Genomic DNA, 12660 nt, shown 5'->3' with positions numbered 1-12660 from the left:
GAACGGCCCGCAGCACCTTGCCCCATTGCCTACGCGTGCGTCAGAATCCGCCGGCTTGTGCGCTGGGGTGGCCGTCTCTAAGGTGGCTCGGTCGCTGAATGTTCAGTGATCGGGTTTAGTAGCCTGAGTGGGTATTGAAAAGTGCATGAGCGTCATCAATCAGACATTGCGTCTGTGCTTGATGGTGGCTGTGCGTAGGGCGTCTTCGGGCGCGCCGGCTTTGATATCCACCGGTCTACTAACCTGCGCACAGCTGCCACCTTTTCGTTTAGTAGCGAAAGGATGGCGGCCAAAACCAGGATATCGTTATGACTCAAGCAAAAACTGACTCAACCACCCTCTTCACCGTCGTCCCCGACGCCAGCACCGAAACCCTCATCACCAACAGCTACGAAACCTTCACCAGCGTCAGCACCCTGCTGCTCGACCTGTCCGAAGGCCTGTGCGGCAAACACCGCGACATCGCCCTGGCCATCCACCAACTGAGCGAACTGGGCGTGCTGCTCACCGCCAAATTGCTCGACCGTGAAGCACCTTGCCCTGGCTGACCAACAGCCCACGGCAGCGCCGCTGACGGCGCTGCCTTCAATTAACCCCAGGGAACGAATCAACGTACTGAATGGTGAAGTCTGGAAAGGAGTCAACAATCTGGATCTTGTAGTCGGGGAAGCTCTCGACTGTTTTCCACTTGCCGGCCGAATCGGGAAAACTGCTCACCTGTTTTACCTTAAGGTCAGGGAAACTGTTTACCACCTTGACCTTATAGTCCGGGAAGCTACTGACAAACTTGATGTTGCCGTAAATCTTTGACACATCAACAGTCGTATCCGCTTGAGCGCTGAAGGCACACGCCAGCAGCAGTGACGCGAGAGCAACTTTGAACATGGCAGCCTCATCCTGAGAAATAAAAAGGCGCCCAGTTTAACGACCTGCGCGCACAACGTCCTGCATTGCCGGTTCTTAACCCTTCAACTCACCCGCGCGGTTACTCGCCGCATCGTCGTAAGCCACATACAACGACTCGGCGATCTGGCTTTTGATGGCTTTGGTGGCTTCCAACCCCAACACAAACCCTTCAGCCTTGCCGCCAGCGCGGTTGAGTTCTTCGTGGGTGGAAGCACCGGTGATGGCGTCGAGCAGCTTGATGGCGTGAGGGCCTACGCCTTTAGGGAGGGAGATTTGGTCGATGGACATGGCGATACCTTGATAAAAAAATGATCGGGAGCGCATGGACCACTGCCGGGGGATGCCATGGTAGACCGGTTAGCGTGGAAAGGGGCTGCTTTCGGCCAAAAGCAGACCATCATGAGTGACGGCTTTAGACCCATAGCGGACATCTTTAGCTCGGGCTACTTCGCAGCCGAACGCCGGTGGCGTTCGATTCCCCCAGGGTCGCGAGTTAATGCTTAATTGAAGCCTTTAAGACTGAATTCTAAAGGCTTTTGAATGATAAATCTTTGATTAAAGAAAGTCTTTCATATCAATGTCCAGACTGGATCTTGATTTTATTCTCGCAAGAAGTGTATCAACTTTCCCAAAGTCCAATACGCGAACCCCTGCTGTTATGTCGGGATCCTCCAAGACTGCAAAGAATATATCTTTGATAGCGATATTTTCTGAGTATAGCTCTTTAATAACTTTGGCGTTGGGGCGGACCCACTTTTCTACTGGTATTATTTTTTCCAGTCCATCAAAGATATATTGCGTCCTGTAATTGTTGAGGTTCGCGGTGTATTCTGAAGTTATAGCTTCCCAAGCCGACTTGTGGAGATTTTCATGTTTGTCTTGATATGATATAGCAAGATAAAATGGAGTACCATTAAGCGTCCCCTCTCTCCAGCAGCTATAATCCAGTTCGCTGCTTGAATGTACATCACTTGAAAGGATAAAAATTGGATTGCCGTCTTCATCTTCGAATGGCTCCGAATTCTCTTCGATAGCCCAAAGTCCGATTTTAAATTTATTAAAAAATTGGCAGGTGCTAATTGCATTGACTTGTTCGTTTTTACTGACAGTCAGGGCTTTCGCCTCGAGTGCAAATTTTTGAGTGATAACGGACTCAAAAAGCAATGGATTCATATCATTTAAAAACTCGAAAACCTTAGCAAAAGATGAAGCCAATGGACTTTCAAAAATTTTTTTAAGTAAGCGCCGACTGGACTCATTGAATATTATGTACTCTGCAGCGAAGTACTCTAACAGTGTTTTGTGGAAGAATTTATATTCTGTACCATCTCGTTGCATAAGAGGGACGGCGACAAAGAGATCATCTAAGAAACTTGATGTTGAAGTAGGTATTGCCAAACTGATCTTGGACGCGTCATTGATGAAGCTGTCAGCCTCGCTAAGGCTCTCAAATGAGGTCTTCGTTCTAAGCATCATATAATGACAGAGGGCCCGAAGCAGCTTTCTGAAATCCTCAAATCCAAGCCCTGATTTTTTCTCCCGCGCGTATCCGTTTTTATTAATTAAATCGTGTCCTTTGTACAGGGCGTGGTATATCTCATCGTAAAATGTCGATACCTTATCTGCGATTGAATTGTTTACTCCGTAAGTCCTATACAGCAACGATACTAAAAGGGGGCTTTCGATAAACTTAGAGGGAATGCTAGCTATATCTCGACTGAGCCTTTCCCCGACATCTAATCCGGATATCTTGTCGTATCTTCTTAGTAAGGACAATGCTTGCTCCTGGGTGAAAGGAGCAAACTTCAAGGAGGTTGCATTGATCAAATCAGGGACTATTTCTTGTGGGCGCGTGGTAATAATAATCGCGTTATTCCCGCCTTTCAATGACATCTCGCGAAGTTGATTTGCAAGCACATGCTGGTGAGCAATCGAGACCTCGTCGAAACCGTCGAGTATTACGAAAAACTTACCTAATTTCAAAAGTCTATAGAACAACTTACGGTCAAATTTTTCGTCAGGAAAATCAAGCTCTGTCACGATGTTATCTGTGAAATTTAGCTGCGAATCTACTTTTCTAAGATCGAAAAGTATTGGAATTCGGCCTGATTTGAATAGCAGTTTTGCAACGATAAATTTTGAAAAGGTACTCTTCCCCATTCCTGCGCCATCAACGATGATAGTGGGCCTCACCGGAGAAGACACGAGCTCGTCTGCGGTAATTAAGTTGCCAGCCGTGTCGAAGTGGGTATTTCGCACCATATAAAGAGGTTCGTACGCTTCATATATATCCAGCTTTAACTGAGGAAACGTTATAGAAGTTATCTCTCCCACACGCTCCGACAGCTTTATTAGGTAGCGCTCCATTGTAGAAGCGAGCGCGTCGGCATTAAGTTTTCCTTTCAGATTCTTTTCTGCAGCCCACGCCCTGACCCTCTCAACAGTCGGAGATAACGCTGCGTTTATTAGCTCCATCCCCGGCCTTGCTGCTTCACTAACTATTTTTTGCTCTATTGACGACATCGCTATTTCCTTATAGTTACCATTAAAATATTTATTAAATTTCAATCTATATTGAGAGCAGAGTTTTGCATGAGGAGATTTTAAGCACTTAATCATCCTATAGACAGTCGACGCAGCATAAGAAAAATTTCGCAGTTTTCTCTTTCTAACTCACCGGAGATGGTATGTCTAGCAAACTAAATATCGAGGTCACTCAATACCGTCTTTAGCCCTGTGTGCGGTTGCAATGTCAATTGGCGAAGCGGTTTGTCCTGCTGTGTGGTTAAGCGCTTAGAACCGGCGATTGTCAGCAACACAAAGCTCCGCCACTCACTCGCATGGATTTAAGTAGCGCCTGCGCGTGTCGTGTACATTGAGCAGCCGGCAGTTAATGGCCGATCTTTGCCTAAACCCACCGTCAGCTTTCGGTCGAAAACGGCCAGTTGGATATGGCCGCTTTTGGCCGAAAGCAGCCCTTCCCGACAACCCGCTACCAAACAAACATAGATACATCTGTTATTTTCCCACCCTCCCCACCAACACCCCAAATAACTCCCCCCGCGGCATCTCACTCACCGCAATCCCCGCATTCTCAAACCACGCCTTCCCCGCCTCCGGATGCGGCCCGCTCAGCACCACCACGCCCTTCTCATACTGATACCGCGCCGCCGCCACATCCCCATTGCGATAAGTCGCAATCACCGTATACGGCGCGTGCCCATCAACCTTGGGAAAATACGGCCCGTCCTGATAGAACACACTGTCCTGCATGCCATCCCACATCACCCGCACCGCCGCGTCTTCAATCCCGCGCACTTCAAACCCCGGCCGCCCGGCTTCGGAGTCGAGGTCCTGGGGTATCAACCCAAAGTTGCTGTTGTCCGCCAGATAAGCGCCCATGCATAACCCCAGGTAGCGCCCGCCGTTGGCCACGTATTCACGAATGGCGTCCACGCGCGCATCACCGAAGCTGTCGAGCGCGGCGGTAATATCCTGTCCGCCGCCCGGCTGAACATAGAGGTCGTAGCGCGCGAGGTTTTGCGGGGTGATGTCGATGGCTTCGTCCGCGCCGACAAAGTCGATCTGGTAGTTCGGGCTGAGCCGCAGCAAGGCGTTTTTGACGTTCTCGGAACAGTCGTCACACCCCGCCGGGCCACGGTAGATGGCGACATGGGTGATGGGCGTCGCGCCTTGCGCCCATGGCGATTGCAAGGTGGCGAGTGCAAAAAACGCGACGGCGATAGCAGACAGTTTCATGGCGGCAGGCTCAGCGAACAGTGGGTCGGGGCTGTTCAAAGCCTATATCGAAGGTTTTTTTGAATACGTAAACAGTTGTAAATCGGCTAGTGTCGCCTGAACCCACATCCGCCAGAGGGCATGCAATGGAGCTGACATTCAGCCACGTCGATGTATTGGTCGAGGACCTCGAACAGGCGTGCGCGTACTACGCCAACATTTTCAACGCCAACCTCTCCACCACTCAAGTGTGGAATCGCGGCGGCTTTCATGTGCGGTATGCGGTTGTGCTGATGGGCCAGGAGCGTTTCATGCTGGTGCAGCCGCTGGCGGGTAACTTGCGCGAGCTGTTGGACGCATACGGCGAAGGGATGATTTACCGGCACTGCTACACCACGCCGGACATCGAGGTGGCCTATGCCGAGTTGGTCGCCAAGGGCGTGCAACCGGAGGATGAGAACGGCCGGCCATTGGCCCTGGAGGATCTGCAGTCGCCATCCGGCACGCGCATCATTTGGTTGCCCAAGCGCTTTGGGCATTTCTCCATCGAGATTCTGGAAGAAAAAGGCTTGCAGGCCTTTATGCTGGCGGCGTTTGCTTGAGCGGCGTTGCATTACCCCTTTACATGAGGATTACTGTAGGCCGTGCCTGACTCAGAGATCGCCGCCATGTTTGAACTCGCCTCCCTCGTCACCTACGTCGCCGTGGTGATCGGTCTTTTCCTGATCCCCGGCCCTTCGGTGCTGTTGGTGCTCACGCGTACGATTCAAGGCGGGCGCAAGGTGGGCATCGCCACCGGGCTGGGGGTGGCTTGCGGCGATTTGATTCACACACTGTGCGCGGCACTGGGCCTGTCAGCGATTTTGATGACCTCGGCGGCGGCGTTCAACGCGGTGAAGTGGTCCGGTGCGGCGTATCTGATCTACCTGGGCGTGCGGGCCTTCATGGCCAAAACCAGCACGCACGCGCGCCTTGAGTTACCAGCGGTGACGCCGCGTCAGGCGTTTTTCCAGGCGATCGGGGCCGAGGTGTTGAACCCGAAAACCGCGATCTTTTTTCTGGCCTTTTTGCCGCAGTTTGTTCATCCCGAATCCGGCTCGTCGCTGGTGCAGTTTGCGGTGCTGGGTTTGATTTTTTCGGTGCTGAGCGCGATTTACACGAGCTTGCTGGCGATCTCGATTCGCCCGTTGAGTCGCGGGTTCAAGGGGCTGTCAAAGTTGCGTCGCTGGGAAGGCAAAATCATCGGCACGCTGTTTATGGGGCTGGGGTTGAAAGTGGCGTTTCAGCAGCGATAGGCAGGCGCGATGAAATTTCACGGTTTTGTACTCGGGCATATAGAGGTTGAGGTCGAAGGACGCGCCTGTGACCTGCACAATTTCTATGTCGCCAGCGACATCCATTACGCGCTGCCTGAGCGCACGCTGTCGCTCAGGTTTACACGACGGACCGAGGACTGGGTGCCGCCCGAAGAGCCACGGGAGATCACCGTCACCTTCCATGGCGTGAGTTATTTCTCGGCCGAAGGGCGCCATGACAGCCCGATTGAGGATGACACGGTGCTTCACGCCATCGGCATTGTGGCGGCCGACGCCGAGACAGAAACGTTCTACCTCTGCGACACCTTCCCGGCCGATCATCACGTGGTCGTGTGCTTCGCATCGGGTCTGACCTTGCGGCTGCATGCCGTTGAGGCGTGGTGTGACATTCAGGTCTAAGGCGTTTCACTTCGAACCGATGGGAACAACTGGCTAACCCGTGAATACGGGCCGGATGATGTGATGACTTTTTTTGAATCTCAGGACCTTTGATGCCCCCAACCAAACGCGACACCGCCCGCCTCGAACGCCGCCTGGTCGCCACGCTGACCGAAGCCTGCGAAACCGCCAAGGCTGAAATCCCGGGCTTCGAGTGGCTGACTCACACGGTTGATTACGCTGCGTTCCCGCAAAGCCTGCGGGTGATTTGGGTGTTCGATACGCGGGCCAACAAGGATCTGGCCCTGGCAAACGGGGCGGACCAACGTATGCGCGAACTGACGGCTGCTGCGTTGGAAGACGCCGAGGTGGCCTCGGTGAAAATCGAGCGCTGTGTACGCTTTGATTCTGAAGAAGCCTGCAACCTCCAGCATGGCGGTGATTGGCGGGTGCGACTGGCCTGACGCAGCTCTAATGTGGGAGCTGGCTTGCCTGCAATCGCCATAGATATCTACACAACTTCTGAAGGCAACCAATTTCTCCCAGTGGCGAGCAGGCTTGCCCTGCGTTGGGCTGCGAAGCGGCCCCAGTAAAGGCACTGCCATTTTCCTGAAAGAACTCAGCGTCTGGGTTTGGGGCTGCTTCGCAGCCCAACGCAGGGCAAGCCTGCTCGCCACAACAGCGCACTCTGTGCTGCGGTAGCGGTGGATCAGTGGCATAGGCTTACGCTGACACGCCGTCATCGCAGGCAAGCCAGCTCCCACAGTTGATCGTTGTTGCCCGCCAATGCTGCGTGGGCGCTGATCATTCCAGTGGCCGCAATGACGAGGTCACCAGCAAATCTCGTGTATAGGCATGCTGCGGTGTCTCAAACAGCTGCTCGGTACTCCCCGCCTCCACCATCAAGTCGTGCGCCAACGCGCGTACCACGGCCAGGTCATGGCTGATCAGCAACATGGCTTCAAGCACTCGGCGGCGCTGGGTGAAGGGTTTGCGCAGTGGTGCATCCGGGGTTCGAGTGACCTGGATTTGTCGTCGTTTTCGTTGAAGCGCTTTGCGAACAGCTGAGAAGCCGCACACAGCTCTCGGTGGTCTGTAGGGGCTAAGGCTTTGTGACGCGCGGGCTTTTTGTGGCGAGCGGGCTTGCCCCGCGTTGGGCTGCGCAGCAGCCCCAATAGAGCAGAGCGCAGTGCGCCAGACGTTACTCCGGCGGCTGGTTTAGGGCTGCTTCGCAGCCCAACGCGGGGCAAGCCCGCTCGCCACATCAGGCCCGCTTGCCACACCGAGCCCGCTCGCCACGAGGGTTACGCGTGCCTGCTGAGCCTTTTATTTGGCGAAGGCGTACTCGCCGCCCTGCTCCACTGCCTTGCGGTACGCCGGGCGCGCCTGGAAGCGTTGCACCCACGCGGCCAGGTTCGGGTAGGCCTGCAACTTGCCTTGGGCCTTGGCGATTTCGCCGATGAAGCTCATCTGGATATCCGCGCCGCTCAGCTCGTCACCCACCAGGTATGGCGTGTCCGCCAGCACGTCGTTCAGGTAGCCCAGGTAGTTGGCCAACTCCGACTCGATGCGCGGATGCAACGGCGCGCCCGCTTCACCCAGGCGGCCGACGTAGAGGTTGAGCATCAGCGGCAGCATCGCCGAGCCTTCGGCGAAGTGCAGCCATTGCACGTATTTGTCGTAGGTGGCCGTGGCCGGATCGGGCTGCAGGCGGCCCTGACCATGACGGCGGATCAGGTAGTCGATGATCGCGGCGGATTCGATCAGCACAAGGTCGCCGTCTTCGATCACCGGGGATTTGCCCAACGGGTTGATGGCCTTGAGTTCGGGCGGGGCAAGGTTGGTTTTCGGGTCGCGCTGGTAGCGCTTGATCTGGTAAGGCAGGCCGAGTTCTTCGAGCAGCCACAGAATGCGTTGCGAACGCGAGTTGTTGAGGTGGTGGACAGTGATCATAAGGGCTCCGCTGAACGAGAGTGGGTATCCAGGTAAGAGACTACGCTGTCGCGGTGGAGTGCCATGGATTAATTCGCAACCATCGCCCACAACGACGCGCCGACCCCGGTGATGCTCTCCCCGGCGATCAACCCGGCCGCCGCGGTAATCGCAAAACGTTCGGTGAGACTCGGCCAGCGGCAGCTCGCCAACCACGTCAGCACTGCGCCGAGCGCCATCATCAGCGACACCGAAGCCGGCAGCACGAAGGCCAGGCCCAAGGCCGCGGCGCTGGGCAGATACCGGGCGCGTCGGGCCGACAAAGTGCTGTCGAGAATGCCCAGCAACACGCCGACCGCGCCTGCCAGACCAATCGCCCAACGAATACTCACCGACAATGAATCCAGGCCATGGGTCAGGGTTTGCGCCACGGCTTTCCAGGTGGCGACCGCAGGTGCCGGCCACTCTTCGGTGAGCAGCATGCTTTGCGGGTCAGGGATCAACGCCAGGTAGGCAAACACACCGACGATGCTGCCCACAAAAATCCCCAGGATTTGCGCGATTACTTGCTTGCGCGGCGTGGCGCCAATCGCCTTGCCAACCTTGAAATCGTTCATCAAGTCCGTGCATTGCCCGGCCGAGCCGCCGGCGGTGTTGGCACTCATCAAGTTGATCGGCACTTGCCCCGGCGCAACGATGCCGAAGCTCAGCTGGGACAATTGCCCGATGGCGCCAATCGGCGGAATGCCGGTGGCGCCGACCACGCGCGCCGCCACGGCGGCCAGGCAAATCGCCAGAGGAATGGTCAGCAAGGCCATCCACAGGTTGATGCCGAACAACAGCGCCTGCAGGCTCACCACCAGCACAATCGCCAATGCAAAACCGGCGGCAGGCCCAGCCTTGGGGATCGCCCAGGGCGTGCCGCCGCCGGCTTGGGTGGACGTGTGCAAGCCCCACAGGCGGATCGCCAGCGAGGCCAGCGTCGAACACACCATCAGGCTCACGCCGGGCCACAACAACCACTCCACCAGCGCGGCAAATTGCGGGCCGCTGCTATCTGCCGGCAGGCTGACCAGGCCTTGCGCCAACAGCCACGGCCCCAGCCCGCCCCAGGCGAGCAAGGCGCCAAGCAGCAGGGTCAGGCCCACGCGAATACCGATGATGCCGCCAAAGCCGAGCAACAGCAGCGAAGGGTCGGCGGTAAACGTCAGGCGCTCCAACGCCGCGCTGGGCGACCAGCGCGGCAAGGCCCACATAAACGTGTCCACCCATTTGACCAGCCCGGACAGCACCGCGGCGCCGAGCAGCACCTTCAAGCGCGTGGCGGCTTCGCGGCCGTGGTTGTAGATGTGCAGCAGGGTTTCCAGGGTGGCCATGCCTTCGGGAAATTTCAACGCGTTGTCATTGAGCAGCGAGGGCCGCAGGTACCAGGCAATCCAGATACCGAGAAAGCTCACCGAGAACACCCAGGCGATCATCGGCAAGGCGTCCAGCGTGTGGCCGGTCAACAAGGTGTAGGCCGGGATCGGTGCCACCAGCCCGCCGGAGATAATCGAGGCGGCGGCCGAGGCAACGGTCTGATTGATGTTGCTTTCGTGCAGTGTCCACGGCAGTTGCCCGGGGCTGCGCCTGGCCAGGCCCTGCCAGATGGCGTAGCCAACCAGCAAGGCGATGATCGACATGTTGAACGACCAGCCGATCTTGAGCCCCGCGTACACATTCGAGGGCGTGAGCAGGATGCCCAGCACGACCCCGGTAATCACCGCGCGCAGGCTGAGTTCGCGTTCCACGGGGGCGGTCAGGTCGGGTGATGGCGGGGTCGAAGGCATGCGGATTCCTTGCGGCAATGGAACAGGGCGACTTGATAAGTGAGCCCTGTTGGCGCTGAAGGTTCATCTAACGCGTGGTGCTTTTACTCAGAGTGCACTGTGTTGGGGGCGCAGCAGGATCGATTAGAGCGATGGGGTTTTCTGATAGACCTCGTTGTCTGGGTTTGGGGCCGCTTCGCGGCCCAACGCGGGGCAAGCCCGCTCGCCACAGGGGGGCATCATCGGGCCAGGCGAAAGCGCGTGGTGCTTTTGCTCAGAGTGCACTGTGTTGGGGGCGCAGCAGGATCGATTAGAGCGATGGGGTTTTCTGATAGACCTCGTTGTCTGGGTTTGGGGCCGCTTCGCGGCCCAACGCGGGGCAAGCCCGCTCGCCACAGGGGGGCATCATCGGTCCAGGCGAAAGCGCGCGGTGTTTTCACTCAGGGCGCGGCTGCCTTTGCTTAAGGTGTCGGCCGCCTGGTTGACCGCGCGCGCGCCGTCGAGCAAGCGTCCTGCGGCCTGATCGACTTGCTGGATATTGCCGCTGACTTCATCCGCCGTCGTCGCCTGTTCTTCCACCGCCGCCGCGATCTGCGCCAGGGTGTCGGTGACGTTTTGCACCGCGCCGGCAATCTCGCCCAGGCGTGTGCCCAGGCCGGTGACGGACTCGGCGTCAGTCAGCGCCTGGTCACACGCGGCGCCCATCAGCGTGACCGCCTGGCTCACCGTCGCGCGCAAGCTGTCCACCGTGCCGGCGATCTGCGCCGTAGAAGCCTGGGTGCGTTGCGACAGGCTGCGCACCTCGTCCGCCACCACGGCAAACCCGCGGCCTTGCTCGCCTGCGCGGGCCGCTTCGATGGCGGCGTTCAGTGCGAGCAGGTTGGTCTGTTCGGCAATGCCGCGAATGGTGTCGACCACTGACTGAATCTGCTGGCCCTGCTGGCTGACTTGTTCCAGCGCATTGGCCGTGTCGGTCAGGCGCTGGTTGAGTTGCTGGATACTCGCCGTGGTGCGCTGGCTGTCGCGGCTGCTGTCTTCGGCGATACGCCGGGTTTGCTGGGCGCTGCCCGAAGCCTGTTCGCAGCTTTTGGCGACGCCCATCGAGGTGGCCGCCAGTTGCGTGGCAGCGGCGGCGATCTGGCTGATCTGGTGTTGCTGGTCTTCGACGTCGGTCAGGGTGCTGCCCGATTGCGCGTTGAGGGTGAGCACCGCCGAGCCCAGTTGCTGGGTCTCGTGGTTGACGCCCAGCAGGCTGGTGCGCAGCTGCACCACGGCGACGTTGAGCGCGGTGCTGATCGCCGCCAGTTCATCGCGACCTTCCACCGCCACTTCGACGCACAGATTGCCGTCACGCAGGGACTCGGCGAGCGTGGTGATGCCACTGGCACTGCGACGAATCGAAGCCTGCAGGCAAATGAACAAGTACAAAGCGGCCAAGACCAGCAGGCTGAACGTGGCCACCACCGGAATAAACTCCCTGAGCGAGCGGTCACGGTAATAACTCAAACGCTCATCCAGCGAGTGCAGCGACTGGCTGCGCAGTGCGCCCAACGCGCCGAGGATGCTGTCGACACTGCGATCAAAGCCTGCGGTGTCGAGCTTGATGGTGCCGCCAAACACGCCGTCGTCCAGGCCTTTGAGTTCGTTATCAAGCAATTGCAGGCTGGTGTCGTATTGCGCCGTCCACGGTTCCATCCCCGAGTATTGCTTGGCTTTGAGCGACGCGGCGGCCTTGACCAACTGGTCACGTGCATCGCCGATTCGGCCGCGCAGGTCGCGCATCTGCAAGCGGCTTTGCAAGGTGAATTGCCCGGAGGCAATCGAGGACTGCCCGACGCTCGCGGTGCGGCCGATACGCTCGATCAGGTCCGGCGTATGCTGGGTGGAAATCTGCATCAGCAAGTAGGTTTCCAGCCATGGGTCGAGGATCAGGCCGGATTCCAGGGTGATCTGCTCGCGCAAGGTTTGCATCGCGGTCAGGGCGGCGGTGAAGCGGTCATAACCGTCCGGCCACCAGCCCACGGTGCGCAGCGATTGGGTGTCCATGCCCTTGACCGTCGCCTGCAAGGCCTCAAAGCGGGCCAAGGTGTCAGCGCTGGCGTTGTGGGCCTTGAGCGCATCGCCCAAGGCTTGCAGGCTTTGCACAATGGCGGGGTTGCCGGCATCGACGTTGTCCATCGCCGCCTGCGCCGCGGGGGTTGGGGTGTGCAGAATATCCAGCGCTTTCCAGCGGGCAGCCAGGTTGCGTTGTGCGGTCAACTGGCCATCCAGGGTGTCCAGGGCCAGCAGTTGGCGCACGCCGGACTGCTCGCTGGAAATCACCGCTAATTTGTCGCGATAGTCCTGGCCGATCAGCCACAGGCTACCGGCCAGGGGCAGCATGAACAGGAAAAACAGAATCTGAAACTTGCGCGCAAAACCGAAACGGCCAAGCAGGCGGATACCCGGTGATAAAAGACTGTGCATGGCCGACCCACTCCCCCAAACAACCTGGATATGACTAGAAGCAAAATGCCATGTCATTGATTGGGAAGGTACTAGCAAGATACGGGCCGTTGGTGGCGGGTCGCGAAATAGGCGGC

12 protein-coding genes and 2 pseudogenes are annotated in these 12660 nt (G+C 57.6%); 6 read left to right on the top strand and 8 right to left on the bottom strand.

Going from position 1 to position 12660, the window contains the following annotated elements; genetic code table 11:
• Positions 1–308 precede the first annotated feature (308 nt).
• Complete coding sequence (locus ACM530_RS20220; RefSeq protein WP_416362984.1) at positions 309–548, top strand: DUF6124 family protein; 240 nt, start codon at positions 309–311, stop codon at positions 546–548.
• 37 nt (positions 549–585) lie between these two features.
• Here the strand turns inward: ACM530_RS20220 and ACM530_RS20215 are convergent, their stop codons facing one another.
• From ACM530_RS20215 to ACM530_RS20200, 4 genes are all read right to left on the bottom strand, one after another.
• Complete coding sequence (locus tag ACM530_RS20215; protein WP_169367244.1) at positions 586–885, bottom strand: hypothetical protein; 300 nt, start codon at positions 883–885, stop codon at positions 586–588.
• Between the two features lie 75 nt (positions 886–960).
• Entirely contained in the window at positions 961–1194 is a 234-nt protein-coding gene (locus tag ACM530_RS20210) for a hypothetical protein (RefSeq protein ID WP_106576648.1), read from the bottom strand.
• Between the two features lie 267 nt (positions 1195–1461).
• On the bottom strand, positions 1462–3429 hold the full coding sequence (locus ACM530_RS20205; protein ID WP_416362983.1) for an NACHT domain-containing protein: 1968 nt from the start codon (positions 3427–3429) through the stop codon (positions 1462–1464).
• 495 nt (positions 3430–3924) lie between these two features.
• A complete protein-coding gene (locus ACM530_RS20200) occupies positions 3925–4665 on the bottom strand; it encodes a BPL-N domain-containing protein (RefSeq protein WP_416362982.1) in 741 nt (246 codons plus the stop codon).
• Positions 4666–4790: 125 nt separating this feature from the next.
• On the opposite strand from ACM530_RS20200, the gene ACM530_RS20195 reads away from it, so the two are divergent.
• From ACM530_RS20195 to ACM530_RS20180, 4 genes are all read left to right on the top strand, one after another.
• Positions 4791–5246 carry a VOC family protein gene (locus ACM530_RS20195; RefSeq protein ID WP_416362981.1) on the top strand — a complete coding sequence of 152 codons (456 nt, stop codon included), beginning with the start codon at positions 4791–4793 and terminating at the stop codon, positions 5244–5246.
• Between the two features lie 66 nt (positions 5247–5312).
• The gene (locus ACM530_RS20190; protein ID WP_416365107.1) at positions 5313–5939 is read left to right on the top strand and encodes a LysE family translocator; all 627 of its coding nucleotides are present in this window, start codon (positions 5313–5315) and stop codon (positions 5937–5939) included.
• A gap of 9 nt (positions 5940–5948) precedes the next feature.
• On the top strand, positions 5949–6359 hold the full coding sequence (locus ACM530_RS20185; protein ID WP_416362980.1) for a hypothetical protein: 411 nt from the start codon (positions 5949–5951) through the stop codon (positions 6357–6359).
• Between the two features lie 92 nt (positions 6360–6451).
• Entirely contained in the window at positions 6452–6802 is a 351-nt protein-coding gene (locus ACM530_RS20180) for a hypothetical protein (RefSeq protein WP_145158591.1), read from the top strand.
• Positions 6803–7142: 340 nt separating this feature from the next.
• Here the strand turns inward: ACM530_RS20180 and ACM530_RS20175 are convergent.
• Positions 7143–7292, bottom strand: a pseudogene (locus ACM530_RS20175) (hypothetical protein); the annotation flags it as partial.
• On the opposite strand from ACM530_RS20175, the pseudogene ACM530_RS20170 reads away from it, so the two are divergent.
• Positions 7275–7406 (top strand): annotated as a pseudogene (locus tag ACM530_RS20170) (N-methyl-L-tryptophan oxidase); the annotation flags it as partial. The pseudogenes ACM530_RS20175 and ACM530_RS20170 overlap by 18 nt on opposite strands.
• A gap of 258 nt (positions 7407–7664) precedes the next feature.
• Here the strand turns inward: ACM530_RS20170 and ACM530_RS20165 are convergent.
• From ACM530_RS20165 to ACM530_RS20155, 3 genes are all read right to left on the bottom strand, one after another.
• The gene (locus tag ACM530_RS20165; RefSeq protein ID WP_200624961.1) at positions 7665–8291 is read right to left on the bottom strand and encodes a glutathione S-transferase family protein; all 627 of its coding nucleotides are present in this window, start codon (positions 8289–8291) and stop codon (positions 7665–7667) included.
• Between the two features lie 68 nt (positions 8292–8359).
• Positions 8360–10099 (bottom strand): OPT family oligopeptide transporter, encoded by a 1740-nt coding sequence (locus ACM530_RS20160; RefSeq protein ID WP_416362979.1) that lies wholly within the window; start codon positions 10097–10099, stop codon positions 8360–8362.
• 384 nt (positions 10100–10483) lie between these two features.
• Complete coding sequence (locus ACM530_RS20155; protein WP_416362978.1) at positions 10484–12544, bottom strand: methyl-accepting chemotaxis protein; 2061 nt, start codon at positions 12542–12544, stop codon at positions 10484–10486.
• Positions 12545–12660 lie beyond the last annotated feature (116 nt).

The organism is Pseudomonas sp. NFX183, from assembly GCF_047943075.1.
Classification (GTDB): domain Bacteria; phylum Pseudomonadota; class Gammaproteobacteria; order Pseudomonadales; family Pseudomonadaceae; genus Aquipseudomonas.
This window is presented reverse-complemented; position numbering and strand designations above follow the sequence as displayed.

Coding starts and splice junctions, on each gene's coding strand:
- ACM530_RS20220 (WP_416362984.1), top strand. CDS start 309: ATGACTCAAGCAAAAACTGACTCAACCACCCTCTTCACCGTCGTCCCC.
- ACM530_RS20215 (WP_169367244.1), bottom strand. CDS start 885: ATGTTCAAAGTTGCTCTCGCGTCACTGCTGCTGGCGTGTGCCTTCAGC.
- ACM530_RS20210 (WP_106576648.1), bottom strand. CDS start 1,194: ATGTCCATCGACCAAATCTCCCTCCCTAAAGGCGTAGGCCCTCACGCC.
- ACM530_RS20205 (WP_416362983.1), bottom strand. CDS start 3,429: ATGTCGTCAATAGAGCAAAAAATAGTTAGTGAAGCAGCAAGGCCGGGG.
- ACM530_RS20200 (WP_416362982.1), bottom strand. CDS start 4,665: ATGAAACTGTCTGCTATCGCCGTCGCGTTTTTTGCACTCGCCACCTTG.
- ACM530_RS20195 (WP_416362981.1), top strand. CDS start 4,791: ATGGAGCTGACATTCAGCCACGTCGATGTATTGGTCGAGGACCTCGAA.
- ACM530_RS20190 (WP_416365107.1), top strand. CDS start 5,313: ATGTTTGAACTCGCCTCCCTCGTCACCTACGTCGCCGTGGTGATCGGT.
- ACM530_RS20185 (WP_416362980.1), top strand. CDS start 5,949: ATGAAATTTCACGGTTTTGTACTCGGGCATATAGAGGTTGAGGTCGAA.
- ACM530_RS20180 (WP_145158591.1), top strand. CDS start 6,452: ATGCCCCCAACCAAACGCGACACCGCCCGCCTCGAACGCCGCCTGGTC.
- ACM530_RS20165 (WP_200624961.1), bottom strand. CDS start 8,291: ATGATCACTGTCCACCACCTCAACAACTCGCGTTCGCAACGCATTCTG.
- ACM530_RS20160 (WP_416362979.1), bottom strand. CDS start 10,099: ATGCCTTCGACCCCGCCATCACCCGACCTGACCGCCCCCGTGGAACGC.
- ACM530_RS20155 (WP_416362978.1), bottom strand. CDS start 12,544: ATGCACAGTCTTTTATCACCGGGTATCCGCCTGCTTGGCCGTTTCGGT.